The sequence below is a fragment of the Deltaproteobacteria bacterium RBG_16_64_85 genome, assembly GCA_001798885.1.
In the GTDB taxonomy this organism is placed as follows: Bacteria; Desulfobacterota; Deferrimicrobia; order Deferrimicrobiales; family Deferrimicrobiaceae; genus FEB-35.
Genome location: MGQW01000019.1, coordinates 15,998 through 41,170, shown reverse-complemented (window position 1 = coordinate 41,170; position 25,173 = coordinate 15,998). Strand labels below are relative to the sequence as shown.

General features: G+C 66.0%; 25 protein-coding genes and 1 pseudogene. 11 read left to right on the top strand and 15 right to left on the bottom strand.

Going from position 1 to position 25,173, the window contains the following annotated elements:
• A complete protein-coding gene (locus tag A2Z13_02295; GenBank protein OGP80456.1) occupies positions 1-1,149 on the top strand; it encodes a cysteine desulfurase in 1,149 nt (382 codons plus the stop codon).
• Here the strand turns inward: A2Z13_02295 and A2Z13_02290 are convergent.
• The 3 genes from A2Z13_02290 to A2Z13_02280 are packed head-to-tail and all read right to left on the bottom strand — an operon-like array spanning position 1,094 to position 2,616.
• The gene (locus A2Z13_02290) at positions 1,094-1,657 is read right to left on the bottom strand and encodes a hypothetical protein (GenBank protein ID OGP80455.1); all 564 of its coding nucleotides are present in this window, start codon (positions 1,655-1,657) and stop codon (positions 1,094-1,096) included. The genes A2Z13_02295 and A2Z13_02290 overlap by 56 nt on opposite strands.
• Positions 1,603-2,406: a hypothetical protein gene (locus A2Z13_02285; protein ID OGP80454.1), complete on the bottom strand. Its 804-nt coding sequence runs from the start codon at positions 2,404-2,406 to the stop codon at positions 1,603-1,605. Before A2Z13_02285 ends, A2Z13_02290 begins: the two co-directional genes overlap by 55 nt.
• A gap of 24 nt (positions 2,407-2,430) precedes the next feature.
• Entirely contained in the window at positions 2,431-2,616 is a 186-nt protein-coding gene (locus A2Z13_02280; GenBank protein OGP80453.1) for a hypothetical protein, read from the bottom strand.
• A 109-nt stretch (positions 2,617-2,725) separates the two neighbouring features.
• Between A2Z13_02280 and A2Z13_02275 the strand changes: the two genes are divergently transcribed.
• On the top strand, positions 2,726-2,917 hold the full coding sequence (locus tag A2Z13_02275; protein OGP80452.1) for a hypothetical protein: 192 nt from the start codon (positions 2,726-2,728) through the stop codon (positions 2,915-2,917).
• Positions 2,918-3,178: 261 nt separating this feature from the next.
• Here the strand turns inward: A2Z13_02275 and A2Z13_02270 are convergent, their stop codons facing one another.
• Genes A2Z13_02270 through A2Z13_02235 form a run of 8 tightly spaced genes read right to left on the bottom strand, consistent with a single transcriptional unit; the run spans position 3,179 to position 9,693 of the window.
• Positions 3,179-4,510: a hypothetical protein gene (locus A2Z13_02270; protein OGP80451.1), complete on the bottom strand. Its 1,332-nt coding sequence runs from the start codon at positions 4,508-4,510 to the stop codon at positions 3,179-3,181.
• Positions 4,511-4,528: 18 nt separating this feature from the next.
• Positions 4,529-4,879 carry a ribosome silencing factor gene (locus A2Z13_02265; protein ID OGP80476.1) on the bottom strand — a complete coding sequence of 117 codons (351 nt, stop codon included), beginning with the start codon at positions 4,877-4,879 and terminating at the stop codon, positions 4,529-4,531.
• Positions 4,876-5,544 (bottom strand): nicotinate (nicotinamide) nucleotide adenylyltransferase, encoded by a 669-nt coding sequence (locus A2Z13_02260; protein ID OGP80475.1) that lies wholly within the window; start codon positions 5,542-5,544, stop codon positions 4,876-4,878. The genes A2Z13_02265 and A2Z13_02260 overlap by 4 nt, the downstream gene beginning before the upstream one ends.
• Positions 5,545-5,559: 15 nt before the next feature.
• Positions 5,560-6,819, bottom strand: coding sequence for a glutamate-5-semialdehyde dehydrogenase (locus tag A2Z13_02255; protein ID OGP80450.1), 1,260 nt, complete (start codon positions 6,817-6,819; stop codon positions 5,560-5,562).
• A 49-nt stretch (positions 6,820-6,868) separates the two neighbouring features.
• Positions 6,869-8,077, bottom strand: a complete 1,209-nt coding sequence (locus A2Z13_02250) for a glutamate 5-kinase (protein ID OGP80449.1) — start codon at positions 8,075-8,077, stop codon at positions 6,869-6,871.
• Positions 8,067-9,077 (bottom strand): GTPase ObgE, encoded by a 1,011-nt coding sequence (locus A2Z13_02245; protein ID OGP80448.1) that lies wholly within the window; start codon positions 9,075-9,077, stop codon positions 8,067-8,069. Before A2Z13_02245 ends, A2Z13_02250 begins: the two co-directional genes overlap by 11 nt.
• A 14-nt stretch (positions 9,078-9,091) precedes the next feature.
• Positions 9,092-9,349 carry a 50S ribosomal protein L27 gene (locus A2Z13_02240; GenBank protein OGP80447.1) on the bottom strand — a complete coding sequence of 86 codons (258 nt, stop codon included), beginning with the start codon at positions 9,347-9,349 and terminating at the stop codon, positions 9,092-9,094.
• A 29-nt stretch (positions 9,350-9,378) separates the two neighbouring features.
• Positions 9,379-9,693, bottom strand: a complete 315-nt coding sequence (locus tag A2Z13_02235) for a 50S ribosomal protein L21 (protein OGP80474.1) — start codon at positions 9,691-9,693, stop codon at positions 9,379-9,381.
• A gap of 137 nt (positions 9,694-9,830) precedes the next feature.
• On the opposite strand from A2Z13_02235, the gene A2Z13_02230 reads away from it, so the two are divergent.
• On the top strand, positions 9,831-10,826 hold the full coding sequence (locus A2Z13_02230) for a hypothetical protein (protein OGP80446.1): 996 nt from the start codon (positions 9,831-9,833) through the stop codon (positions 10,824-10,826).
• A gap of 83 nt (positions 10,827-10,909) precedes the next feature.
• On the opposite strand, the pseudogene A2Z13_02225 reads toward A2Z13_02230, so the two are convergent.
• The 4 genes and pseudogenes from A2Z13_02225 to A2Z13_02210 form a co-directional block, all read right to left on the bottom strand.
• A pseudogene (locus A2Z13_02225) lies at positions 10,910-12,465 on the bottom strand (hypothetical protein).
• 226 nt (positions 12,466-12,691) lie between these two features.
• Complete coding sequence (locus A2Z13_02220; protein OGP80445.1) at positions 12,692-14,758, bottom strand: hypothetical protein; 2,067 nt, start codon at positions 14,756-14,758, stop codon at positions 12,692-12,694.
• A 1-nt stretch (position 14,759) separates the two neighbouring features.
• On the bottom strand, positions 14,760-15,716 hold the full coding sequence (locus A2Z13_02215) for a hypothetical protein (GenBank protein OGP80444.1): 957 nt from the start codon (positions 15,714-15,716) through the stop codon (positions 14,760-14,762).
• Entirely contained in the window at positions 15,713-16,660 is a 948-nt protein-coding gene (locus tag A2Z13_02210; protein OGP80443.1) for a hypothetical protein, read from the bottom strand. Before A2Z13_02210 ends, A2Z13_02215 begins: the two co-directional genes overlap by 4 nt.
• Before the next feature lie 95 nt (positions 16,661-16,755).
• Here A2Z13_02210 and A2Z13_02205 point away from each other — a divergent pair, with 95 nt between their 5' ends.
• The 8 genes from A2Z13_02205 to A2Z13_02170 all read left to right on the top strand — a co-directional run bounded on the left by A2Z13_02205 (position 16,756) and on the right by A2Z13_02170 (position 25,152).
• A complete protein-coding gene (locus tag A2Z13_02205; GenBank protein ID OGP80442.1) occupies positions 16,756-17,334 on the top strand; it encodes a hypothetical protein in 579 nt (192 codons plus the stop codon).
• On the top strand, positions 17,334-18,137 hold the full coding sequence (locus A2Z13_02200; protein OGP80441.1) for a hypothetical protein: 804 nt from the start codon (positions 17,334-17,336) through the stop codon (positions 18,135-18,137). The genes A2Z13_02205 and A2Z13_02200 overlap by 1 nt, the downstream gene beginning before the upstream one ends.
• Before the next feature lie 75 nt (positions 18,138-18,212).
• The gene (locus tag A2Z13_02195) at positions 18,213-19,865 is read left to right on the top strand and encodes a ribonuclease J (protein OGP80440.1); all 1,653 of its coding nucleotides are present in this window, start codon (positions 18,213-18,215) and stop codon (positions 19,863-19,865) included.
• On the top strand, positions 19,866-22,013 hold the full coding sequence (locus A2Z13_02190) for a hypothetical protein (GenBank protein OGP80439.1): 2,148 nt from the start codon (positions 19,866-19,868) through the stop codon (positions 22,011-22,013). It abuts the gene before it with no gap.
• Complete coding sequence (locus A2Z13_02185) at positions 22,010-22,621, top strand: hypothetical protein (GenBank protein OGP80438.1); 612 nt, start codon at positions 22,010-22,012, stop codon at positions 22,619-22,621. The genes A2Z13_02190 and A2Z13_02185 overlap by 4 nt, the downstream gene beginning before the upstream one ends.
• A gap of 71 nt (positions 22,622-22,692) precedes the next feature.
• Positions 22,693-23,361: a hypothetical protein gene (locus tag A2Z13_02180; protein ID OGP80437.1), complete on the top strand. Its 669-nt coding sequence runs from the start codon at positions 22,693-22,695 to the stop codon at positions 23,359-23,361.
• Positions 23,358-24,722 (top strand): ribosomal protein S12 methylthiotransferase RimO, encoded by a 1,365-nt coding sequence (locus tag A2Z13_02175; protein OGP80436.1) that lies wholly within the window; start codon positions 23,358-23,360, stop codon positions 24,720-24,722. The genes A2Z13_02180 and A2Z13_02175 overlap by 4 nt, the downstream gene beginning before the upstream one ends.
• A gap of 31 nt (positions 24,723-24,753) precedes the next feature.
• Positions 24,754-25,152, top strand: a complete 399-nt coding sequence (locus A2Z13_02170) for a hypothetical protein (GenBank protein OGP80435.1) — start codon at positions 24,754-24,756, stop codon at positions 25,150-25,152.
• Positions 25,153-25,173: the final 21 nt, after the last annotated feature.

Here is a 25,173-nt window from a genome sequence, read left to right as displayed (position 1 = left end):
CTGCCCGATCCCCGCAACTTCGTCTATCTCGACAACGCGGCGACTTCCCTCCCCAAACCCAAAGGCGTGGCGGAGGCGGTCGCCGCCGCCATCCGGCGAGCGGGAAATCCCGGCCGCTCGGGACACGTCCTGTCCATCCGTTCCGCCAGGGACGTATTCGCCGCGCGGGAAAGGCTGGCGAAACTGTTCGGCGCGAAGGACAGCTCCCGATTCGTCTTCACGGAGAACGCCACCGCCGCGCTCAACCAGGCGATCAAGGGGATCCTCAGGGCCGGCGACCACGTGGTGACCACCTCCGTCGAGCACAACTCGGTAATGCGGCCGCTGCGTCGAATGGAGGGGGCGGGTGTTTCGGTGACGGTGGTCGCCGCGGGCCGGGACGGCATCGTCGACGCGAAGGAGGTCGTCGCCGCCATTCGTCAGACGACGCGTCTCGTCGCCGTGGTCCACGCTTCGAACGTTTCGGGCGCGATCCAGCCGGTAGGGGAGATCGTCCGGGCCGCGCACCGGCGCGGCGTCTTCACGCTGGTGGATGCCGCCCAGACGGCGGGGGCGCTTCCGATCGACCTCGAGGGCCTCCCCGTCGACCTCCTTGCCGCCCCCGGTCACAAAGGACTCCTGGGCCCCCAGGGAACCGGTTTCCTCTACGTGCGGAAAGGGGTGTCTCTCGTGCCGCTCATTGAGGGCGGAACGGGAAGCCTCTCCGAGGCCGACCACCAGCCGTATTTCTACCCCGACGCCCTCGAGTCGGGGACCCGGAACAGCGTGGGGCTCGCCGGCCTTGCCGTTTCCCTCGCCTGGCTGCTGCGCAAAAGGGTGGAAAGCGTCCGGGAGAAGGAATTGGCGCTGCTTGCGGACCTGCTCGAGGGGATGGAGAAGATTCCTGGCGTGACCCTCTTCGGCCCCCGGGATCCCGCCCGCTGCGCTTCCGTGCTCTCCTTCCTGGTGGACGGGATGGATCCCGCGGAGACGGGATGGCGGCTCGAGAAGCGGTTCGGAATCCTCGTCCGGGCGGGTCTCCACTGTTCCCCCAACTCGCACCGGACGCTACGGACCTTCCCCGAAGGAACGGTTCGCGCGAGCCCCGGGCCGTTCACGACCCGGAAGGAGATCGCCCTCTTTCTTTCCGCCCTTCGGAAGATCCGCTGATCGACGCCGCCCGCCGAAGGATGGCGGTTGTCGACCTTCCCGCGAGGAACCTGATCGTTCGCACGGATCCGCCGCGCTCCCTGACGAATCCGGAGCCGACGATATCCTTTCCTTTCCAGTCCCCGCCCTTGACCAGCACGTGGGGGATCACGCGCTCGATCAGGGCGGCCGGGGTATCCTCCCGGAAGATCACGACGCAGGAAACACACGAGAGGGAGGCCAACAGGTAGGCCCGGTCGGCTTCCGCCTGGACGGGCCGGCCCTCTCCCTTGAGCCTTCGCACGGAGGCGTCGCCGTTCACACCCACGACCAGGACGTCGCCCAGCGCAGCGGCCTTGCGCAGGTATCTGGCATGACCGGCGTGCAGGATATCGAAGCACCCGTTGGTGAAGACGATCCGTTTCCCCTTCCCGCGAAGGCGGGAAAAGAGCTTGGCCGCCTTGCCGGCGGGGACTATCTTTTTTGCCGGGTCTTCCGGTAGGCGCGTTCGTTTCGGTCCTGAGCGCACGGAATCCTCCTCCTGACCTCGGCGACCTGGGACGGATCGATCGACGCCATCGCCAGCCCCTCTTCCTCGCCGGCGCATGCCAGCCGTTCCCCCCAGGGGGACACGATGAGCGAGCCCCCCGAATAGTGGAAATCCCCCGACCGCCCAACGGCGTTGGACGCGACGACGAAGAGCTGGTTCTCCACCGCCCTCGCGGCATTGAGCAGCTCCCAGTGCGCTTTACGGACAGCGGGCCATTGTGCGCTGAAACAGAAAAGGGTCGCCCCCGCCAAAAAATATTTCCGGGAGAGCTCCGGGAAGCGGAGGTCATAACAGATATGGGGGCCGATGACCCCGACGTCGGTCAGCGCCACCTCCGCCTTGAATCCCTTCCCGAAGTGAAGGTGCTCTCCGGACGGATGGAACAGGTGGGTCTTTCGATACTGTCCCGTGATCGCGCCGGTCGTATCGATGACATAAAGCGTGTTGTATACGTACCTCCCTGCGCGCTCGGGAAGCGATCCGGCGATCACCAGGTGTTTTTCCGACGCGAACTTGCGCAGGTCGTGCAGGATCTCCGGGGTGCTGCGGGCGAGGGCGGGCAGCCGCTCGTAGGCGAAGCCGGTGCTCCACATCTCCGGGAGAACGCAAAGTGCGGCGCCCCTTTCGGCGGCCCGCCGCAGGAGGGCGAACGCCCGTCCGGCGTTGGCCTCCACCGCGCCCATGTCGATGCGGAACTGCAGAACGGCAGCCTTGTAAGGGCGAACCATCCGGTCTCCGTGCGCCTGGAAGAATCAGAGGACGGTGCGGGCCACCGTCAGGACCACTATATGCCCGGCACCCGCCGTTTTCAAGGCGCGGGCGCATGCCCTCGCTGTGGCACCCGAGGTGTACACGTCATCCAGGAGGAGGATTTCCGGAGGCGGCCGCCGACCCGGAGGGACGTGGAAGACGTCGCGCACATTTTCCTCGCGCTCCATGAGACGCAGCCCAACCTGGGGACGCTCTCCGCCGGTCCTCCGGAGAACGAGGGGCGCGAACGGCCAACCGGCAAGGCGCGAGATCGCCCGCCCCACGAGCGCGGGAAGGTTGAATCCCCTCTGGAAATATTTGAACGACAGGATCGGGACCGGAACGACGACCGGCCGGAAACCGCCCGAAAAACGGTCGCCCCACTTTCCGAAGACGGCTTCCAGCAGCCGTTCCGCCAGGGTTTTCGCGGGAACGGCCTTCCGGGCGTACTTCGCGGCCCGGATCCCCTCCCGGACGCACCCCTCGTAGGCGAACAGCGAGCGGGCGAAATCGAAGGGAGGAGGAGTCGCGCAGGAAGGGCAAAAAGGGAGAGTTCCGCCGGCGCAGCCGTCCCCCGTGAAGGCCCCGCAGCGTGGGCACTCCTCCCCGCGATATGCGGGCCAGCTTCGGACGGAAGCTTCGGAAAGATCGCCCTCCGAAACCGGAAAAAGCGAGGTCAGGCAGCGGAACTCGGCCAGGAACCGCGCCGCCTGCCCCCGCAGGAGCCTCGCCGTGAACCCGTCCCCGGGATCAGCGGATGGAAGCCGGTGCCGCGTACTCCCTGTGTCCGTGGTCGATGGCGTAGCCGTTCCAGACTCCGCAATCGGGGCACCGGTCGGCCCACTTGATGGTGGCCTTTCCGCAGTTCGAGCAGCGGAAGGGAATGAGGTATCGCCGCTTGTAACCGAAAGCGTGCTGGTAGTGCTGGCAGGCGGACTCATAACGGCCTCTCCGCCGGAGCGCCTCCGCCAGGAGGATGTTGATGGACTCCCGCTCCGGCTCCAGCGATTCCGCCTTCAACAACTGTTCCACCGCCTCGTCGTTCATCTCCAGGCGCAGGAAAAACTTTCCCGTGAACAGGTTGATGTCGAAGTCCGAGGGGAATTCCTGGAGGAGCTCGGTGTAGACGCCGATCACGGACTGGGGGCTTTCCGTCTCGATGCCAAGGTCTTCGAGCTTGATGAGAAACACCGCGTTGCGAGTCGCTCGATAGCCCCGGAGGAGAAGATCCGTGGCTTCCGCCAGGTTCCCGCGCGACCGAACGTATTCGGACAGCGCGGTATACGCCGCACAGAACTTCGGCTGGTCCTTGATGAGTTCCCGGAGACGCCGTTCCGCGTCGTCGGTCTTCCCTTCCGCCATCCGGACGACCGCCTTCTCGTACCGGAGGGCGTCGAAAAGCGCCTGGTCCTCGGGAGTTGCGGTCTTCCCTTTGTATTTCAAGATCTTCTTCTGCATCGAGTAGGCGGGAACCATCTCCTTGCGAAGGAGGTGGATGTCCCGCAATATTTCCCAGGCGCGTGGATTTTCCCCCTCGGTGTCCTCGATGGCCTTGAGCAGGGAGAAGGCGTTGTCCAGGTCGTTCATCCTGCGGTAGAGATTCGCCAATCGGAAGAATACCGACAGGTCGGATGGATCGATCTGCTTGACCCGGGTCAGCGCCTTCACGGCCTCCAGGGGATTTCCCCGTTCCGTCTCGACGGAGGAGAGCAGGTCGAGCGCCTCGCGGTCGTCCGGGTTGACGGAGAGGCTCCGCTCGAGCTCTTTCGCCGCCTCCTGGAGCATCCCCCGCTGGAACAGCTCCGAGGCCTTGGCCACCCGCGCGCGAGCCGCCTCCCTGCGCTGCTTCTCCCGGCGTTCCTTCCAGTTCTTCGACGCCATCGTCACGTCCTTGACCAGCGTGCCGAGGATGACCATTGCCGCCCCGAGGGAGAAGGCGAGGATGGCGAGCTCGCTGACGGTGACCTCCATCTGGCGCGTGGCGGAGTAGAAGAATTGGATGTGCTGGCCGTTCAGGAGGGAGATGTAGGAAAATCCCACCAGGATGATGACGAACAGCAGGAACAGCAGTCGGACCGCCATGTGCGGAGTCCTCCGGGGTTAATGCTCCTCGGGGAGGGGGATCTCGGGGGCCGATCCCCACAGCCGGTCGAAGTTGTAGAATTCCCGAACGCTGGAAAGAAACACGTGCACCACGAAATCGCCGTAATCGAGAAGGACCCACCGTCCTTCCCGGATTCCCTCGATCCCCAGCGGCCGCACCCCGTCCTTCCGGAGCGATTTCTCGATGTGATGGGCGACGGCCGAAACCTGCCGGTCGGACGTCCCCGAGCAGAGGAGGAAGAAGTCGGTGAATGTGGCCCGTTCCCGGACGTCCAGCGCGCGGATATCGGCAGCCTTTTTCTCCTGGGCCAGCCGGGCGCACCGCAGCAGCGTATCCTGAATCGTTATGGCCGTCGCTCCTCCGGGCGATCGACGTAAAGACCATTGCCGACAATGTACCGCTCCACCTCCGGCGGAACGAGCCCCCGGATGCACATGCCCGTCCGGACTTTCTCGCGGATGTCGCTCGAAGAGATGTCCAGGGCCGGCAGCGAGGGGCAGAACAGCCTCCGCCCGCCCGGGAGGCGGTAGCTTCTTCCCAACCAACTATAGCAATGCGGGTCCTCTTTTTCAATACGGAACCCCGCCGGAGGAGCGGGTTCCGGGCCTGCGCCGGAGCGGGGAAGGAGGACGAAATCGCACGCCGAGAGAAGTTCTTCGTATCGGTGCCACGTCGACACTTCTGCGAAGGAGTCGGCCCCCATCACGAAGAGAATCTGTGCGTCCGGCAGGGCCCGCCGGAAGTCCAGTACCGTGAGGAGCGAGTAGGAAGGCCCCTCCCGCCGGATCTCGATGTCCGATGCCTCGATCCCGGGGAGACCGGCTGCGCCCGCCGAGACCATCGCGAAACGGTGATGTGCTTCCGACACGGGCTGCATCGGTTTGTGGGGCGGGTGGTGCGCCGGGAACAGGATCACGCGGGAGACCCGGAACGTCTCCTTCACCCCGATCGCCATCCGCAGGTGGCCGTTGTGGAAGGGGTCGAACGTCCCGCCGAAAAGCGCCACCGATATCCGCGGGGATTCCACTTAGGTTCTGACCTGGCCGTCCCCGAAGGCGATGAACTTCGTCGTGGTCAACTCTTCGAGGCCCATTGGGCCGAACGCGTGGATCTTGGTGGTGCTGATCCCGATCTCCGCCCCCAACCCCAGCTGGAACCCGTCGTTGAAGCGGGTGGAGGCATTGACGAGGACCAGCGAGGAGTCCACCTCGCGAACGAACCGCATCGCCCGGGCATGGTCCTTCGTGAGGATCGCCTCGGTGTGAAGCGAGCCGTAGCGGCGGATGTGTTCCATCGCCTCCTCCATCGACGAGACCACTTTCACCGCGAGGATCAGGTCGAGAAACTCGGTCCCCCAGTCCTCCTTCGATGCGGGCCTCGCCTGCGGGACGAGGCGGACGGTCTTCGGGCAGCCGCGCAGCTCGACGCCGCTCTTCACCAGCTCGGCTGCCACCGCGGGGAGAAACTCCGGCGCGGCCTTCTCGTGCACGAGGAGCGTTTCCATGGCGTTGCAGACGCCGGGGCGCTGCACCTTCGCGTTGATGCAGACGGGGATGGCCTGCCGGAGATCGGCGTCCTCGTCGACGTAGATGTGGCAGACCCCCTTGTAGTGCTTGATCACCGGGATGCGGGACTTTTCCGCCACGCTGCGGATGAGCCCCTCTCCCCCGCGGGGGATGATGAGGTCGATGAAATCCTCGGCCGCAAGCAGGCAGTCGATGGCCTTCCGGTCGGTCTGCTCGATGATCGACACGGCGTCCGCCGGCAGGCCGCTTCCCGAGAGCGCGTCCCGCAAGATACGCGAGATGGCGGTATTGGAGCGGATCGCCTCGGACCCGCCGCGGAGGATGACCGCGTTTCCGGATTTCACACACAGCGCCGTCGCATCGGCCGTCACGTTGGGGCGCGATTCGTAAATGATCCCGATGACGCCCAGGGGGATGCGCATCCGCCCCACCCAGAGGCCGTTGGGCCGCCGTCCCATCTTCAGGACCTCGCCGACCGGGTCGGGGAGGGCGATCACCTCCCCGATCCCGTCCGCCATCTGCCGGATCCGGGCGTCGGTCAGGAGGAGCCGGTCGAGCATCGCGGCGGAGAGGCCCTTGGCCTTCCCCGCATCCATGTCCTTCCGGTTTTCCGACTGGAGCCAATCCGACCGCTCTCGCAGCCCCTTCGCCATCCCGGCGAGCGCCGCGTTCTTCTTCGAGGAGTCCGCTTTCCCGAGCCGGGCCGCCGCCTCCTTCGCCGCGCGGCAGACCCGCTCCACGCGATCCTTTATTGTCGTCATCTTCCGCCCTCCGGGGACATTCTCGGGGGGGACATTCCTATTTCAAGTCTCATGTTGAGGAGTGTCCCCGTCCAGCGCGTTGAGGAGTATCCCCGCCCATCGCCGCCAGGATCGTCAGGTTGTCGCGATGGACCACCTCGGCAGGGGGTTCTTCCCCCAGGATCGCCCGGACTTCCGCGCTCTTCCGGCCCATTCCCTTCGTCACCTGCTCGCTGGACCAGGAGGTGATCCCCCGGGCGAAGACGCGCCCCCTGCGGTCGCCGATGGACACCGCGTCGCCCCTCTGAAAAGACCCCGAAACGCCAAGGATCCCCGCCGGCAGGAGGCTCTTTCCCCCCTCCAGGAGAACCTTCTTCGCCCCGTCGTCGACCGCGATCATTCCATGCGGCTGCAGGGCGTGGGCGATCCACAGCTTCCGGCTGCGCGCCTTGGCCTCCCCCCGGGGGAGGATCAGGGTGCCGGCCTCTTTCCCGTCGAGGACGTCCAGGATGGAGCGCCGCGACAAGCCGTCGGCGATGACTACCGGGGTTCCCCAGGAGGTCACGACCCGGGCGGCAAGGAGCTTGGATCCCATCCCTCCGGTCCCCACCGACCCGCCTCTCACCCCGGTGGACCGGAGGATGTCGTCGTCGATCTTCGCAAGGAGCGGGATCCGCTTCGCATCAGGGAAGCGGTGGGGATCCCGCGTGTACAGCCCGTCGCTGTCGGTCAGTAGGAGCAGCAGGTCCGCTCCCATCAGCTGCGTCACCAGCGCCGCCAGGTGATCGTTGTCTCCGAGCCGGATCTCCTCGGTGGCCACCGTGTCGTTCTCGTTGATGATCGGAACGATGCCTCGGGAGAGCAGGGTCTCCAGCGTGTTCTTCGCGTTGAGGTAGCGCTCCCGGTTTTCGAAGTCCTCGTGCGTGAGGAGGAGCTGCCCGACCTTCAATCCCCGTTTCTCGAACGCCCGCTCGTACGCCCGCATCAGCGTTGTCTGTCCCACGGCGGCGGCAGCCTGCTTGAGGGCGATCGTGCGGGGGCGGTCCGCCATGCCCAATTTCTTTCTGCCGGCGGCGATGGCTCCCGAGGTGACCACCACGACGTCGATGCCGCGGGACTCCCGGATCCTTGCGACCTGGGCCGCGAGGGAGCGGATCGTCGGCTCGCGCAGGCCCAGCGACGCGTCGGTCAGCGTGCCGCTGCCCAGCTTCACGATGATCCGGCGGATCTTTCGGGAACGAAGGAAAGCCGCTCGCTGTTCTGCAATGTCAGGTAGCATCGGGTGCTCTCTTCTTCCGGAACGTCAACATGCCGTCGAGGAGGGTCGCGATCCCTTCGCCGGTGGCGGCGGAAATATAATAGACGCTCGCAACCGGGAAATTCAACCGTGCAAGGGCTTTTTCGGCGGATTCCCGCGCGCCGGGGAGGTCCATCTTGTTGAATGCGAGGATCGTCTGCCTGCCCGCCAGTTCCGGCAGGAACTTCTCCATCTCTTCCCGTACGGTGTGGGTTGCCTCAACGATCCTCTCGACGGGGTGGGAGGCGTCGACCACATGTACGAGACCTTCGGTACGCTCGGCGTGCTTCAGGAAGCGATGACCCAGTCCCGCCCCGCGATGGGCCCCTTCGATCAGCCCGGGCAGGTCCGCCACGACGAACTCCTCGTCCCGGTGCGAGACGACTCCCAGAACCGGAGAAAGGGTCGTGAACGGGTAATCGGCGATCTTGGGCCTTGCCCGGGAGATCCTGGACAGGAGGGTCGATTTCCCGGCGTTGGGCAGCCCGACCAGCCCGATGTGCGCGATCAGCTTGAGCGTAAGGTGCAGCCGGCGTTCCACGCCGGGCCTGCCGGGATCCGCGCGGTCCGGCGCCTGGTTGGTGGCCGATGCAAAAGCGGAGTTTCCTCGCCCCCCGCGCGCTCCGGCAGCCGCGACGAAGGCGTCCCCCTCTTTCGTGAGGTCGGCAAGGACTTCCCCGGTTTCCTCGTCGCGGACGATCGTCCCCGGCGGGACGGCGATGACCAGGTCGGGGGCGTTCTTCCCGTACCTGTTTTTCCCCATGCCGTGCTGGCCCCGCTTGGCCTTGAAGATCTTCCGGTATCGGAAATCGAGGAGGGTGGAGAGGTGGGGGCTGACCTGGAGAAGGACGCTTCCCCCGTTGCCACCGTTGCCGCCGTCGGGCCCGCCCCTGGGGACGAACTTCTCCCGGCGAAAGCTCAAGCATCCCCGGCCGCCGTCCCCCGAGCGGACGGTGATGGCGGCTTCATCTATGAAGGGCATGAAGGGGGGTGGGATTACGAAAGGGCGAGGACGGACACCCTCTTCCGGTCCTTGCCGAACCGGTTAAACTGCACCGTGCCGTCGATCAGGGCGAACAGGGTGTGGTCCTTGCCCATCCCCACGTTGGTCCCTGGATGGACGGGCGTCCCCCGCTGTCTCACGATGATCGATCCGGCGGTGACGTACTGCCCGCCGAAGCGCTTCACGCCGAGCCGCTTGCTCTGGCTGTCGCGCCCGTTCCGGGAACTGCCGACCCCTTTTTTATGCGCCATATCCTATGACCTTCCCGCAGGAGGGGAGGTTACCCCACCCGGATCTCCTGGATGGAGAGCCTGGTGAAGGGTTGGCGATGCCCCTGCTTCTTTGCGAACCCTTTTCGCCGCTTGTACTTGTAGATGACGATCTTCTTCGCCTTTCCCTCGCCGAGCGCCCTGCAGACGACCTTCGCGTTCGGGACGGTCGGAGTTCCAATGGTCGTGCCGCCTTCGGAGGAAACGAGCAGCACGTCCGTGAGTTCCACGGTACTTCCGGCCTCGACCGGGAGCTTCTCCACGTTTACGATGTCACCGGGGGAAACCCGCAACTGCTTCCCGCCGGACCGGACCACGGCATACATGATGGTACCCCCGTCCTTCCGCAACCGGAATTATTCAATGTAAAAGACTGCAGATGGTCTGTCAACTCCGAAATTGCCGCTCCTGGTGGTATATTTAGATCCATCCTTGAGCGCAAGGGGGAAGGTCGCCTACTTTCATGAAGAGGGACGTCCTGATCGTCGGAGGGGGACCCGCCGGGCTGCTGCTGGCGCACCATTTCCAGGAGGACGGGATCGATTACCACGTCCTGGAGCGGGGGAAGGTGGCGCAGGCGTGGCGGGCGATGCGGCCGGGCATGGTGCTCCTGTCCCCCTCGGTGCCGGGGACCGACTGGACCTCGCTCACGCTCCAGCACCCCCTATGGACGTTGCCCGGCGTGCGGAAGCCGTTTCCCACCCGCGAGGATTTTCTCTGCTACGTCGAGGCGTTTTCCCGGGAACACGCGCTCCGCATCGGGGAAAACGTTGCTGCGACGAAGGTGGTCGCGGCGCCCGGGGGATTCCGTGTCTCGACCACAGCGGGGGAGAGTTTCTGCCGCTTCCTCGTGCTGGCGTCGGGCGCCTCCACGTCCCCCGCCTTTCCCGACATTCCGGGCATCCCGCTCAATTCCCACGTGGTCCATTCCTGCGATTTCGTCCACTGCATGGCCTACGCGGGGAAGCGCGTCCTGATCATCGGCGGCGGGAACTCCGCGGCGGAGATCGCGATCGAGCTGGCCGGTACGGCCAGGGTGACGCTGTGCACCCGCGGGCCGTTGCGCTTCTTCAGCGAGACGGGGGAACTGGAGCACATCCGGGGATCCTCGGAAAGCGTCCTCAAGGAACTGATCCGGTTCGGGATCATCCATCTCCGGGAGGCCGATCCCGCCCTGTCCGTCGCGTACCGCCGGGTGCGCTTCCGGTCGGGGGACGAGCGGGAGTTCGACTGGATCCTCTGCGCGACGGGCTACCGCCCGAAGTGGATCCCCATAGAGGGGGGAGAAATACAGAAAGACACGGACGGCTACCCGGTGATCTCCGGAGTGGGGGAATCCACCGTCCCGGGCCTGTATCTCTGCGGCTCCCTCGCGCGCTTCAACCGCCGGTGCGCCTTCATCCACGGCTTCCGCAACTACGTCGAGAAAGTCTTCTGGGACATCGCCGACCGACTGTAGGCTCAGGAGGCGCCTTCCGCGATCGGCTCCTGCGTCCGCTTCGCCGCAATCGGCTTTGCCTCCAGGCACTGCAATCGTTTGATTCAGCCCCCAGCCGCGGGGTCCTTCTTCCTTTCGTCATGGAGCGTGAAATCGGGCAGACGGTACTGGACAGCTTCCGCGAGGTGGGGGAGAGAGACCGTTTTCTCTCCCGACAGATCCGCGATCGTACGGGCCACGCGGCAAACCCTGCCCAGTGCCCTGCCGGAAAAACTCAGGCGGTCGGCGGCCCGGGTGAGAAACGCGCGGGCATCGGGCGAGAGGTGGGAGGCCAGCTCGGAAAACGGGGCGCGCACCGTGCCGTTGGCACGGCAGAAGCGGCCCGAGTATCTCCTTTCCTGGACGTTCCGGCATCGCTTCACGCGTTCGCGCACTGCAGCGGACGCCTCTCCCGAGGCGGGCCCGCACCAGTCCGCCCCTGCCATCGGGAGGACGGACACCGACAGGTCGATCCGGTCGAGGAGCGGCCCGGAGAATTTCTGGCCGAACCGGGAGAGAAGCGGCGGCGAGCACCGGCAGATCCGACGGGGATGGCCGGCGTTCCCGCAAGGGCAGGGGTTGGTCGCCGCCACTAGCAGGAAGCGGCATGGGAAGCAGAAAACGTTTCCCGCCCGCGCGATCCGGATTTCTCCCGATTCGAGCGGCTGGCGAAGCGCCTCCCTCGCCTCGCGCCGAAACTCCGAAAATTCGTCCAGGAAGAGGACGCCCCCGTGGGCGAAGGAGATCTCCCCGGGATGGGGGGGGTTCCCGCCGCCGATCAACCCGGCGGGAGAAACGGTGTGGTGAGGGGTCCGGAAGGGCCTGCGGGAGATGAGGCGAGGCCAGGGAGGCTCGGCTGCCGCGCTGTACACCTGCGCCGTCTCCAGCGCCTCCCCCTCTTCGAAGCCGGGCAGGATGCCCGGGATCCGTTCGGCGAGCATCGTTTTTCCGCACCCCGGGGGGCCGATGAGCAGCAGCGCATGGCATCCCGCCGCCGCGATCTCCAGGGCCCTCCGGGCAACCGGCTGTCCGACGACCTCCCGCAGGTCCGGGGCGGGGGCCTCATCGAGGCCGGAGAAATTGTCCCCCTGCGGTACCATGCGAGAGGCCGCATTCCCGGATAGGGCGGAAACCGGTCGCGCAGCGTCGCCGCCGGAAAGACGTCGATGCCCGGGACCAGGAGCGCTTCGGCCGCGTTTGCGGCAGGGATCATGATTCCGTCCAGCCCGAGCCGTCTTGCCAGGAGGCTCTGGGAAAGCACTCCACGGACCGGTTTGAGGGAGCCGTCCAGCGAAACTTCCCCGGCAACCAGGTGATCCCGGAGGGCGTCTGACGGAAGGGCACCTTCGGCGCAGAGGATGGAAAGGGCGATGGGCAGGTCGAGGAGCGCCCCGTCCTTCCGGATGTCGGCGGGTGCGAGGTTGATGGTCACTTTCCTTCCGGGGAAGGGGAAGCCGGAGTTGCGGATGGCGATGCGGATCCGGTCTCCGCTCTCCCGCACGGGGCCTCCCGGCAGGCCCACGACGGTGTAGGAAGGAAGTCCCTGGGAGATGTCGGTTTCCACCTCGACGGGAATGGCCTCGATCCCCAGCATAGTGGAGGCGTGGACGCGGACGAGCATGCGGGAGACCTCCCTGGCTGTCGGGCAGGATCTGGACCACGGCCGTTTCGGAGAGGAAAGAGAGCAATCCATGTGCCGGCTCCGCGGGCAGGACAGGAAAGGGAAAGGTGCCGCGTGAGGAAATGGGTCGGTTTCCTGTTCGTACTGTGGACGGAAATCAAGGGTCGATTTCCGAACGCACAGGACCCGTTATTCCATGCAGTATACGGGAAGGGAAAGGCAGGGACTATTTCACACCGGGGCGCGTGATTTCCCGACCGAGCCGGTCGGCGAGCCGGGCGGCTTCCCGGAATTCGGCGGCGGGAAGAGGAAATGGGCCGAAGCGGTCCCGGTGATAGAGCGCAAGGAACCGGGATGCATCCCCGGCGAGAGCCGGCTTCTGCCCGGCGGCGCGAAGAAGCATCTCCTCCAGAGTGACCCCCGGCGTGCGCCGGTACCCGCGGGCGGCCAGACGGCGCAGCAGGCGGGTGTATGGCCTTGGGGGGCGTGCCTCTCCCTTGCCCTGCCCGGCGAACGACTCCCTTTGTGACGCAGCGCCGAGAACTCTCCGTAGGAGGATCGCGAGGAGGAGCGGCGTGAGGAGGACGGCGGCCAGCAGGCCCGCCCGGCGGCGAACCTCCCCTCCCGCGGAGAAAGCGCGCCGCATGTCGGCTTTTGCCCGCCCGAGTGCGGCCCATCCTTCCGACACGCTTTCCGCCTGCATCTTCAGGGAATAGTCGACCACGTACTTGTTCCACCGCTGCCGCGCCCAGTCGATGTAGATGCCCACCTTCCCGGTCCGGGCGAAGAAGGGGGAGTGCTCCCCGAGCGGCGGCGTGGCGTCCAGCGTCACCCACCTGCCTCCGATCCAGGCCTCCGTCCATGCATGCGCGTCGGACATCCGGACGATGAGGTATTTCCCGACGTCGCTCCATTCCCCGCCCAGGTATCCAGCCGCTACGCGCGCGGGAACGCCTGAGGCACGCAGAAGGAGGGCCAGGGCGGTGGCGTAATGCTCGCAGAAGCCCGCCCTCTTGGCGAAGAGGAACTCCCGGACCGAGAAAGCCGGATCGATGAGCGTGTACCGGTAGCCGGTCCGGAAATGCCGCAGCGCGAGCTCCGCCCGCTCCGCGTCCGAACTCCCTCCCGCGGTGACCTTAGCGGCCAGCGCGCGGATGTCGTCCCACCCGGACGGCAGCTCCAGATATTCGCGCTCCCGGGGAAACCCGGCAATGCGGCTGCGCGGCGCTTCGTGGAAAAACTGCAGGCGATAGCGCAGGGCGGTGTGACCCGGCTGCGACAGGGAGAAGTTCCCTTCCTCCTCCATCCAGATTTCGCCCAGGCTTCCCTCGAAGAGGAAGGGACTCCCATATACGAACAGGGCAGGGTTGTCCATCGCCTCCAGGGTAATCTCTGCCGTCGAGAGGCGGACGCCCAGCGGGGCCGGGACGACGAGGTAGGTGAACCCGCTCCGCACGACGCGCAGGCGGGATCCCCAGGGGCGTTTCCACGCCGTTCCGTCGAACCGCGAATACACGGCCCCCCGCAGGTAGAGGGAAAGCGGGGAAGCTCCCGGAGGCAGCGCCGGGAATTCCACCCGCGCCACCACGCGCCGGTCCGCCTTTATTCCCGTCACGTCCCTGAGGGAGATCGTGTCGGAGAAACCGGTGAACCCCTCGGCGCGCCCGAGGCGGCGCAAAATCTGCCCGATCCCGATCCGGGGAGTCACGGCGAAGAGGATCGCGGTGATCAGGAACCCTCCCGTCGCCGAGAAGAGAAGAAGCTTCGCCGCGAAGCGGGGGCGCACGGGGCGGGCGGTTTCGCCCTCTTCCTCCCGCTGCCCGATCTGGAGGGCCCACATCCCTTCCGCGCATAGACCGAGATAGAGGAAGGCGAAGGCGGCGAACTGGATTTCCGTGGTGGTTGCGGCGGCAGCGAGAAATTCGAGGAAGGAGATGGTGCACAGCTGCCAGCCGTCGCGCGCGTTCTTGGGGAACAGGAACTTCACCGACTGGATTCCCAGCACGAGCACGGATACCGAGAAGAGCAGGTCGCCGCTTCCCAGGAGGAGGTCGGCGCCGGACGCGGCGAAGGCGAGGGCGACCAGGGGGACGGTGAGCCGCCGTAACCCCTCGCGGGAGGCCCCTGCCCGGTCCAGGAAAACTCCCGCGATGAAGGCGGCGAAGGAGGCCAGGAGCGCCGCGCGGGACACCTCCGTCAGCAGGGCCAGGAGGAGCAGTCCGCAGACCCACTGCGCTCGCAGGATCCACCAGAGGAAACCTGCCCGGGAGACGGGAGGGCGGTGGCTGCTCACGTCAAGTCCCCCTCCCGGAAAGGGTGCCGTCGCATTCGACCAGCGCCAGGAAGGTCAACGCCCGTGGTCTGCGGCCGCCGCCGGAGGCGTCCACGCCGAGCCGGTCGCCGACCCAAAGCCGGTACGGCTTTCCCTTCCTCTCGCACCGGAGGACAAAATCGCATGCCCGGGAGACGAGCCGCTCGAACTCATGGGGAGGGCAGGGCGCGGGGAGATGCAGGTCCGATACGGGGGCCGCCTCCCGCTCGCGTTCCTTGACCATCCATTTCCCCATCCGCGCGGACGCCTTCCAGTGAATGTCCCGGACGGCATCGGCGGGCAGGTGCTCGCGGGCTCCGCGGATCGCCGTCCCCTGCCTGCCGGCGGGCGCGGCGCCCCCCGACGGGTCGGGGGCGGCCAGGATCGCTTCGGGCTCCCCCGCGCCGGAAGGTGCGGGATACACCAGCAAGGAGGTTTCCGTCGCCGCGTCCATCGACTTTTCGAACAGGGCGAATGGGAACAGGGTGGAGACAGCGCAGGAAACGGGAGGAAGCGCTCCCCTTCGCTCCGGGCGGAAAGAGAGGACGCGGGTTGCCGAGCCGCCGGCCGATATTTCCGGAAAACGCGCCGTCAGGCGGGTTCCCCCGAATGCGAGGCCCACCGTGAGCGACATCGCGGGAAAGCGCTTCCCTGCCGCGGAGCACGTCACGGCCAGGAGGCTCTCGCGGGAGGCGAAGGCTTCCGAGGCGGGCCGGACCTGTACGGAGACTCCCCGGATGCACCACTCCGAGAGGATCCCCGATAAGATGATGAGACTCAAGTTCATGCTGAGGGCGATGTAGAGGAGGTTGTTGCCCGTGTTGATCGCCGCCGCGCCCACACCGAGCGTGAGGAGCAGAAATCCCTTTCCTTCGGTCGTCACCCGGAGCCTGCGCGGGAGACGGAACTTCCCGCGGAACCCGGAGAGGGCCCCTTTCATACCGGCGGCGGGACGGCCTCGAGGATTTCTTCGATCACCGCCGCCGCGGCCTCGGCGGATGCGTCCCCCCCGGGAGATCCTTTCAGAAAGATGCGGTGGCACAACACGGCCGGCGCCACCCTCTTGACATCGCCGGGGACAACGTGGTCCCGGCCCGTGAGGAACGCCAGCGCCTGAGAGGTGCTCTTGAGCCCAATTGCTCCGCGGGGGGACGCCCCCAGCCGCACCGCCGGATGCGTCCGCGTCGCTTCCACGATCCGGTAGATGTAGGACACGACCGGCTCGCGCACCGTGACCTGGTTTACCAGGATGCGGCATTCCCGCATCTGCTCGGAGAGGAGGACGGGCAGGACGCCGTCCCGGCTGGTGAACAGGTTGTTTTCCCGTATCAGCCGCAGTTCCGAATTCCGGTCCGGGTAGGAAAGCCGCAGCCGGAGATTGAACCGGTCGAGCTGGGATTCAGGGAGGGGATAGGTTCCGTGCTGATCGAAGGGGTTCTGGGTAGCGATGACCAGGAAGGGGTCGGGCAGGGCGTACGTCCGGTTCTCCACGGTGACCTGGCGCTCGCTCATTCCTTCGAGCAGGGCGCTCTGCGCCCTCGGGTTGCTCCGGTTGATCTCGTCCGCGAGGACGATGTTGGCGAACAGGGGACCGGGAGAGAACGTGAAGTTCCGCTTGTCCGCGTCGAAGATGTGGACCCCGAGAACGTCCTGCGGGAGAAGGTCGCTCGTGAACTGCACGCGGCGGAACGTCCCCGAGATGCTCGCGGCGATGGCTCGCGCCAGCGTCGTCTTCCCCGTTCCCGGCATGTCCTCCAGAAGGATGTGCCCACCCGCCAGGAAGGAGGAAATCGCAAGCTCCACGGCTTCCCGCTTCCCGAGAAGGACCGACTCGACGTTGTCGCGCAGCCGATGGATCGCCGATCTGGCTTCCGCGAAGTCCATGTCTTTTATTATCGCCGAAAGGAATTTCGTTCTTTGGGGTTTTTTTGGAATGGAAGTTGAAGGCATTCCCGCCCATTCCCCGGAAGGGAGAAGCCATGCGGAAGATTCCCGGCCGCAACGACAGGCCGCTGGAGACGTCGGAGGAGGCGGACCTCTTTCGAGTGGCCTTTCCGGAGGACTGGGAGCGGATGCGAAGCGTGGCCCGTGGGGAGGAAACGGCCGACGCGGCGCGGAAGGCGCGATGGGAGGCGACGGTCGAGATCGTCCGCCGGGCCCTCTCGGCTCCCCCTTCCCTCCCCGAGCCGTTCCGGTCGGCGGCCGACGTGTTCGACCGCTATCGCTACCTTCTGGCGGACCTTCCGGTCGAGGCGTTCATCGTCCTCCTGCTGGACGTCAAGAACCGGCCGATGCAGGATATCCGTGTCTCGACCGGGATCCTGAACGGAAGCCTCATCCACCCCCGGGAAGTGTTTGCCCCCGCCGTCCGGGAACGGGCCGCCTCGATCCTTCTGGTCCACAACCACCCCAGCGGCGACCCCGCTCCGAGCCCCGAGGACCGGGAGGTCACGAAACGCCTTCGTTCGGCGGGAGGAATCGTGGGGATCGCGGTTCTCGATCATGTCATAATAGGCGACGGTTCCTTCTACAGCTTCCGGGAGGAAGCGGATTGGTGATGACGGGCGCAATCAAGTCCCTCGCGATATTTTTTCTCACCCTCCTCAGTTCGCTGGGCGCGTTCCTCTGCGGTGCGGTTGCACGTTCCGAGGGCGCCGCCGGCAGGGTCATGGGGTGGTGGGGAAGGGGGGTCATCCGGCTCGGCGGATGGCGGGTCCAGACGGAAGGCCTGGAACGCCTGCCGGAAGGGGGGGCGATCCTCGTGTCGAACCACCAGAGCCTTGTGGACATCCCCCTCTTTCTCTCGGTGTTCCCGAGGGAGATCAAGTTCCTGGCGAAGAGGGAACTGGGGGAAATTCCCCTCTTCGGGAAGGCGATGGGTTTCGCCGGAAACCTGTTCATCGACCGGGACGACCCGCGCGACGCGGTCCACCTGATGCGGGAGGCGGTCCGGAGAATTGCAAAGGGGCAGGTCGTCGTCGTTTTCCCCGAGGGGACGCGCAGCCCCGACGGCGAGATCGGGGAGTTCAAGACCGGGGCGTTCTACATCGCCCAAAAGGCGGGCGTCCCCATTCTGCCCGTCTATATCGACGGCGGCCGGCACGCCCTCCCCAAAGGCTCCCTCCTCTTCCAACCGGCGGAGATGGTGGTGCGCGTCCTGGAGCCGATCCTCCCCGAAAGCAGCGGCTCCTCCTCCAAGCAGGCGATCGCGGAGGAGGCGAGGCGCCGGATCCTCTCCGCCCGCGCAGCCCGGACACGAGGTCCGGGCGCGAGCGGGCGAGAATCCAACCGGAAGAGATCATTATTGAAGGAGGATTCGAGCTCCGAGCCGGCGCCGACGAGGATCCGGCCTCGGGAGTAGTTCTGGCGGGATCCGGGTAGCGAGGAAGCCATATCGTCGCCGTTTCATGATACGTTTTATGGTTGCGAGGTGAAGATGCCGCTGCGCGTCGTGCCCCTGGGAGGGCTCGGGGAGATCGGGCTGAACTCCATGCTGTTCGACGACGGGGAGTCGGCCCTCCTGATCGACGCGGGGCTGATGTTTCCCGACGACACGATGCTGGGGATCGACTACGTCATCCCCGATTTCGACGTCTTGCGGGAAGTGGCTCCGCGCCTGAAAGGGCTCCTTCTCACCCACGGCCACGAAGACCACATCGGGGCGGTCTCGTTCCTCCTCAAGGAGTTCGACGTCCCGGTCCATGGAACCCCGCTGACGCTCGGTCTTCTCCGGCACCGCCTCGAAGAGTACGACCTGGACGGGGCGGCAAGGCTCGTCACGATCGGCAGGTCCGAGCGTTTCCGCCTGGGGAGCTTCGACATCGAGGCCTTCCCGGTCTGCCACAGCATCCCCGATGGCGTCGGGTACATCCTGCGCTGCGGGGAGGGTGTTTTTGTCCACACCGGGGACTTCAAGATCGATCCGCGCCCGCCCGACGGCGTCCCGACCGCCGTCGCCCGTCTCGCGCGCCTGGCCTCCGAGGAGAGGGTCACGGCGCTGTTCTCCGATTCCACCAACGTGGAGCGGGAAGGGCACAGCCTGCCGGAGGCGTTCGTGGGGGAGGCGCTGTCGGAGATCTTCGGGGACGCGCAGGGGCGGGTCATCGTAGCGATGTTCTCCTCCAACATCCACCGGATCCAGGGGGTGCTCACGGCGGCCGCCCGCCACGGCCGCCGGGTGGCGCTCTGCGGCAGGAGCATGGTCCGCAACGTCGCCACCGCGCTGGACCTCGGGTGCATGAAGCTCCCGCGTCCCGACGTCCTGCTTCCCGTCGAGGAAGCGGAGACGCTGCCCGACCGGAGCGTCGTCGTGCTGACGACGGGGAGCCAGGGGGAGCCCCGCTCCGCGTTGACGCTCATGGCGCTGGGCGAGCACAAGCACGTCCGGGTCCGGGAGGGGGACACCGCCGTCCTTTCCTCCAAGTTCATCCCGGGAAACGAGCGGGCGATCGCCAGCGTGATCAACCACCTGTTCCTGGCCGGCGCGGAGGTGCTCCACGAAAGGATTTCCGAGGTCCACGTCTCGGGCCACGCCAGCCGCGAGGAGCTGAAGATCATGATCGGCACGGTGCGGCCGAAGATCTTCATCCCGATCCACGGCGACCCGCGCTTCCTCTTTCGGCACAGGAACCTGGCGAGAGAAATGGACGTCCCGCACTCCGAGGTGGCCTTGAACGGGGACATCCTGGAATTTTCGGGAGGGGAGCTGGCGAGGGCCGGAAAGCTCGCCGTCGGCCGTTTTTTCGTGGACGGGAAAGGGGTGGGCGACGTGGAGAGCTTCATCCTCAAGGACCGGTACCAGCTTTCGCAGGTGGGGATGGTGATGGTGGTCCTGGTCCTCTCCTCCACAACCGGGGAGATCCTGTACGGGCCGGACATTTTGACCCGGGGCGTCGTCACGGAGAACGGCTCCGAGGCGAGCGTCGAGGAGGCCCGGGGGATCGTGCTCAAGACGTGGGAGGATAGCGGCGTCGAGGCGAGGAAGGACCTCACGGAGATCCAGACCGACATCCGGAAGGCGCTGCGCCGGTACTTCAACAAGCGCCTCGAGCGCAAGCCGGTGATCCTCCCCGTGGTACTGGAGCTTTAGATGGGAGAGAAGATCCGACGGGACGCCCTGGCCATCCTGTTTTTGACCATCGGGATCTTCCTCACGGTGGCGCTGGTGTCGTTCCACCAGGTCGATCCTTCCCTCTCCGCCTGGAGTTCCGGGGCGGGAGGAATCAGGAACTGGGGGGGATGGGTGGGCGCGATCCTCTCCGATCTGCTGCTGCAGCTGTTCGGAATCGGGGCCATCGGTTTCCCCGCCCTGTGCCTGGCTCTCGCCTACTGGACCTTCCGCGGGGAGGGGATCTCCGGAAAGTGGGGCCGGGCCGCGGGGGGGCTGATCGCCGTCTGCTGCCTGCTCGGGGTCTTGAGCTTCTTCACCGGGCACATCCGGATCCTCGACCAGGGCATCTTCCTGCCGGGGATCGTGGGATACCTGCTGGGAGTCAATTTCTTCGGGAGGCTGCTGAACCCCGTGGGGGGGCTCCTCTGCCTCTCCGCGCTCCTGCTCTTTTCCCTTATGCTGTTCACCGGACTGCCGCTCTCCGGCATACCCTCCCTCTGGCGGCGAAAGACGAGCCCCGAGAAGGTCCGCGCCATGGTCAAGGAAAAGCTGTCCCCGAAAGAGGAGTGGGAGCCGTCGAGCCCGCATCCGGAGCCCCCGAGGGAGGCGCCCCCACCGCGCATCGTTGCGCCCTCCCCCGCCCCCGCCGAGCCCGCGCAGGCCGCACGGGCGGCCGGCAAGGAGTTCGTGCTCCCGCCGCTGGAGCTGCTGGAGCCTGCCGTTGCGGGAGGAAACGGCGCGGACGAGGAATCCCTCCACAGGAACGCGGAAACCTTGATCGAAAAACTCTCCCAGTACGGGATCGACGGCACGATCACCGAGATCCGGACCGGGCCCCTCGTCACCACGTACGAATTCCGGCCGGCGCCGGGGATCAAAGCGATCCGCGTCGTGGGGATGGCGGACGATCTGGCGCTGGCGATGCGATGCGAATCGGTCCGCGTTGTCCCCAACATCCCCGGAAAGGGAGTCATGGGTTTCGAGATCCCCAACGAGGGACGGGCCCGCATCAACCTCCGGGAAATCCTCGGAAGCCGGCCTTACGCGGAGTCGGAGGCGACTCTGTCGCTTGCCCTCGGGAAGGACATCTTCGGCGAACCGGTCGTCCGGGACCTCTCGAAGATGCCGCACCTCCTGATCGCCGGCGCCACAGGGTCGGGGAAGAGCGTCGCCCTCCATACCATGATCCTGTCGATCCTGTTCCGCGCGACGCCCGAGGAGGTGAGGTTCATCCTGGTCGACCCCAAGATGCTCGAGCTCACGCCCTACGAAGGGATCCCCCATCTCTACCATAACGTTCTCACCCAGTCGAAGGAGGCGGGGCAGGTGCTCAAGTGGGCGGTGGGGGAGATGACCGGGCGCTACCAGCTCATGCAGGAAAACGGTGTCCGGCACATCGACGCCTACAACCAGCTCGTGGAGAAGCGTTCGCGCTCCGCGTTTCGCCCGAAGACACGGAACGGGGAGGGGGAAGAGCTGGTCCGCCTTCCTTACATCGTCATCGTGATCGACGAGCTGGCCGACCTCGTCATGACAACCGCGTCGCGCAGAGAGTTCGAGGATACCATTACCCGCCTGACCCAGATGGCGCGAGCGGCGGGGATCCATCTCATCTTCGCCACCCAGAGGCCTTCCGTGGACGTGCTTACGGGCGTGATCAAGGCGAACTTCCCGGCGCGAATCTCCTTCAAGGTGGCGTCCCAGTACGACTCCCGGACCATCCTGGAGCAGTCCGGCGCGGAGACGCTCCTGGGTTATGGGGACATGCTCTTCCTCCAGCCGGGCGTCGGAGGGATCCTGCGCCTCCACGGCCCCTACGTGGGAGAGGGAGAGATCCAGCGTGTCGTGGAGCACCTCCGTACCCAGGGGGCGCCGGTCTACGAGCCCTCCATCACGATCCAGGCGCCCGAAGAGGAGCCCGACCCGTCGAGGGACGAGAAGTTCGACGACGCCGTGGAGGAGGTGGCGCGGGCCGGCCGCGCCTCCGTGTCGCTCCTCCAGCGCCGGCTGCAGATCGGCTTCAACCGGGCAGCCCGGATCATCGAGGAGATGGAACGGCAGGGGATCGTCGGGCCCTCCGAGGGGGGGAAGCCGCGGGAAGTGTATGTGACCCGCAAGGACTCATGATCCAAGCCGTCATTTTCGATTTCGGCAACGTGATCTGCGCGTTCGATAACGACGTCTTCCTCCGGAACCTGATTTGCCATACCGACAGGCGTTTCGACGATTTGAAGATGGCGATCTACGCATCCGACCTGCCGGCCCGGTACGAAACCGGCCGGATCTCCTCGGAGGATTTTTTCCGCGAGGCGGCAAGAAGGGGAAACCTGTCGGTTTCCAGGGAGGATTTTTTCAAGGCCTTCACGGGGATCTTCACTCCCATCCCCTCCACGTTCCGGCTCATCCGCCAGCTCAAGGAGAGGTACAAGATCGGGCTGTTGTCGAACACGAACGAGTGGCACTTCGAGCATTACTTCAAACAGGTAGAGATCTTCCCCCTGTTCGACTCCGTGACGGTCTCCTTCGAGGTCAAGGAGATGAAGCCGGGAGAGAGGATCTACCTCGACGCCGTCGGGAAACTTCGGGCCCGGCCCGAGGAATGCGTCTACATCGACGACATCGAGGCGTACGCCGAGGGGGCACGGCGGCTGGGGCTACAGGGGATCCGCTACGTCTCCCACGGAGCCCTTCTGGAGTCCCTGGACGCAGTCGGTGTCCGAGTCCCGAGCCTCTGACACCGGGCCGGCGGCGCACACCTCGGTTGGTGTAAGATAGAGAGAGTCTTTCAGGAAAGGAGCGTCCCTCGTTGAGGCACGCATGGGCACGGGCCGCGCTGGCGGCCCTCTTTGTTTTTCTTGCGGCAGCCTCCGTGGCGACGGGGACGGAGGAAACCGGGGAGGCCCTCCTGCAGAGGGTGGCCGGAAAGTATGCGACCGCCCGGACGTTTTCCGCACGGTTCCGCCAGGAGGTCCCGCTGCAGAACCTGGGGATCGTGCGCAAGTCCTCCGGGCAGGTCTATTTCGAGCGGCCCCTGAAGATGCGGTGGGATTACCGCGGCAAGGACGCCCAGATCTTCCTGGCCGACGGGGAACACCTGTTTTTCCGGCCGGCCGATTCTCCCCAGGTTTTCCGGCGGAAGATCGACGAGAAGGCGCTCGGCGGGAAGGTCCCGCTCCTGCTGCTCTTCGGGAAGGGGGAGATCACGGAACTCTTCCGGGTGGAGGAGGCCGTCCCGAGGAAGGGTGGCGGCGAAACCGCCCTGCGGCTCGTTCCACGCGGCGACGACGCACCGGAAGTGCGCCGTATCGACCTGGTCGTGGGGAACGGAGACCTTCTGGTTCGGGAGATCCACATCTATGACCGGATGGGCGGGGCCAATCACCTTTACCTGGAGGGGACGACCCTCGATCCTTCCCTGCCTTCCCGGCTGTTCCGCTTCCGGAAGCCTGCCGGCGTCGAGATCGTTGACGGATGATTCCGCGAAAGGCTCCCACGGTGCGCATCCTTACGCTGGGGTGCGCGAAGAACACGGTGGACACCGAGGTGATGACCGGTCTTCTCGCCGAGGAGGGTTGCCGGGTCGTCGCCGGCGGGCGAGCGGACGTGGCCATCGTCAACACCTGCGGCTTCATCCGCGACGCGAAGGAGGAATCGATCGGGGAGATCCTGGCTTGGGGACAGGCCAAGGAAAAGGGGAGGATCCGCCGCCTGGTCGTGGCGGGCTGCATGGCGACCCGATACCGGGAGGATCTTCCGAAGCTCCTTCCGGAAGTCGACCTTTTCATCGGGCCGGGAGACCTTCCCGCCCTCCCGGGTCTCATCCGGAAAATGTTCGAGGGGGAGGCTCCCCGCACCCATATCGTGGAGGCGGCGCTCGGCGACGAGGCCTACCGGAGCCGCGTTTCCGTGGAAGGGATCGCATCGGCGTTTCTGAAGATCCTCGAGGGGTGCGACAACCGCTGCTCCTACTGCGCGATCCCCATGATCCGGGGGCCTTTGAAGAGCAGGTCGAAGGAGTCCATCCTGGCGGAAGCCCGTCTGCTCGTCCGCCGGGGAGCCCGCGAGGTCAACCTGATCGGACAGGACATCACTTCGTACGGCGCGGACCGGGGGGAGAAGAGGGCGCTTGCGCCCCTCGTACGGGAAATCTGCGCGATCCGGGGCATCCGATGGGTGCGGCTCCTGTACTTGTACCCGGGAAGGATCGACGATTCCCTGATCGATCTCCTTGCGACGGAAAAGAAGATCTGCCGTTACCTCGACATCCCCGTCCAGCACATCGACGCCGGTGTTCTCGCAAGGATGGGACGGCGCTACACCCCCGATGACGTCGGGAAACTTGTCGCCCGGTTGCGGGAACGCCTCCCCGGGATCTTCCTGCGGACCTCACTGATCGTCGGATTCCCCGGGGAGACGGCGAAAGCGTTCGACCGGCTGCTCCGATTCGTCCACGAGACCCGGTGGGACTACCTCGGGGTGTTCCCGTACTCCCGGGAGGAAGGGACGCCGGCCCATTCCATGCGTTCCCAGGTGTCCGAGCCGGTGAGTCAGGAGCGGGTGCGCCGGGTTCAGGACGTCCAGGCGGACATTCTCGCCGCGAGGAACGCGGCCATGATCGGCGAGAAGGTGGAAGTGCTGGTCGAAAAGACGCTTGCCCGGGAGCGCGCGGTGGGACGCCACCGGGGCCAAGCCCCCGAGGTGGACGGGACCGTTCACCTGGCCGGCTACGCGGGCCCTGCGGGGGGCTTCTGCCGGGCCCGGGTGACCGGCGCGCGGGAATGGGACCTGTTTGCAAAACCGGTTGACAGCGGAACGACTCCGGTTATACTAACGTAATTTTCCGATCCCGGCGGGGGTCTCAAGGCCCATGAAATCGATCAAGGACATGCTGCTCCGCATGCGAGAGGATCTCGTGAAGGATATCGCGCGCAGATCCAAGGCGACCACGGAGGGCACCACGCCCGACATCGGGGACATCCTGGACTCGGTCTCCGAGGAGCGGACGCGGGAGCTGGACATGATCCTGACCGACCGGGAGAAGAAGAAGCTGAGCCAGATCGACGACTCGCTCGACCGGATCGAGGAAGGCTCCTACGGTCTGTGCGAGGAGTGCGGCGTGAAAATCCCCAAGGGTCGGCTGAAGGTGATGCCCTTCGCCAAGTACTGCGTGGAGTGCCAGGAGAAGCTCGAGCGGGAGGAGAAGTACCTGCGCGAAGAGCCGGAGGACGGGATCAAGAAAGTCCCCGCCGGAGAGATCGAGGAGTAGCGGCCCTCTCGCCCCCGCACG

Excerpts from the sequence above, each read along its gene's own strand:
- A2Z13_02255 (OGP80450.1), bottom strand. The coding sequence starts at position 6,819 with ATGACGACAATAAAGGATCGCGTGGAGCGGGTCTGCCGCGCGGCGAAG.
- A2Z13_02200 (OGP80441.1), top strand. The coding sequence starts at position 17,334 with ATGACGGGCGCAATCAAGTCCCTCGCGATATTTTTTCTCACCCTCCTC.
- A2Z13_02215 (OGP80444.1), bottom strand. The coding sequence starts at position 15,716 with ATGAAAGGGGCCCTCTCCGGGTTCCGCGGGAAGTTCCGTCTCCCGCGC.
- A2Z13_02205 (OGP80442.1), top strand. The coding sequence starts at position 16,756 with ATGCGGAAGATTCCCGGCCGCAACGACAGGCCGCTGGAGACGTCGGAG.
- A2Z13_02185 (OGP80438.1), top strand. The coding sequence starts at position 22,010 with ATGATCCAAGCCGTCATTTTCGATTTCGGCAACGTGATCTGCGCGTTC.
- A2Z13_02230 (OGP80446.1), top strand. The coding sequence starts at position 9,831 with ATGAAGAGGGACGTCCTGATCGTCGGAGGGGGACCCGCCGGGCTGCTG.
- A2Z13_02170 (OGP80435.1), top strand. The coding sequence starts at position 24,754 with ATGAAATCGATCAAGGACATGCTGCTCCGCATGCGAGAGGATCTCGTG.
- A2Z13_02235 (OGP80474.1), bottom strand. The coding sequence starts at position 9,693 with ATGTATGCCGTGGTCCGGTCCGGCGGGAAGCAGTTGCGGGTTTCCCCC.
- A2Z13_02240 (OGP80447.1), bottom strand. The coding sequence starts at position 9,349 with ATGGCGCATAAAAAAGGGGTCGGCAGTTCCCGGAACGGGCGCGACAGC.
- A2Z13_02175 (OGP80436.1), top strand. The coding sequence starts at position 23,358 with ATGATTCCGCGAAAGGCTCCCACGGTGCGCATCCTTACGCTGGGGTGC.
- A2Z13_02210 (OGP80443.1), bottom strand. The coding sequence starts at position 16,660 with ATGGACTTCGCGGAAGCCAGATCGGCGATCCATCGGCTGCGCGACAAC.
- A2Z13_02250 (OGP80449.1), bottom strand. The coding sequence starts at position 8,077 with ATGCTACCTGACATTGCAGAACAGCGAGCGGCTTTCCTTCGTTCCCGA.
- A2Z13_02280 (OGP80453.1), bottom strand. The coding sequence starts at position 2,616 with ATGGAGCGCGAGGAAAATGTGCGCGACGTCTTCCACGTCCCTCCGGGT.
- A2Z13_02195 (OGP80440.1), top strand. The coding sequence starts at position 18,213 with ATGCCGCTGCGCGTCGTGCCCCTGGGAGGGCTCGGGGAGATCGGGCTG.
- A2Z13_02190 (OGP80439.1), top strand. The coding sequence starts at position 19,866 with ATGGGAGAGAAGATCCGACGGGACGCCCTGGCCATCCTGTTTTTGACC.
- A2Z13_02285 (OGP80454.1), bottom strand. The coding sequence starts at position 2,406 with ATGGTTCGCCCTTACAAGGCTGCCGTTCTGCAGTTCCGCATCGACATG.
- A2Z13_02270 (OGP80451.1), bottom strand. The coding sequence starts at position 4,510 with ATGGCGGTCCGACTGCTGTTCCTGCTGTTCGTCATCATCCTGGTGGGA.
- A2Z13_02245 (OGP80448.1), bottom strand. The coding sequence starts at position 9,077 with ATGCCCTTCATAGATGAAGCCGCCATCACCGTCCGCTCGGGGGACGGC.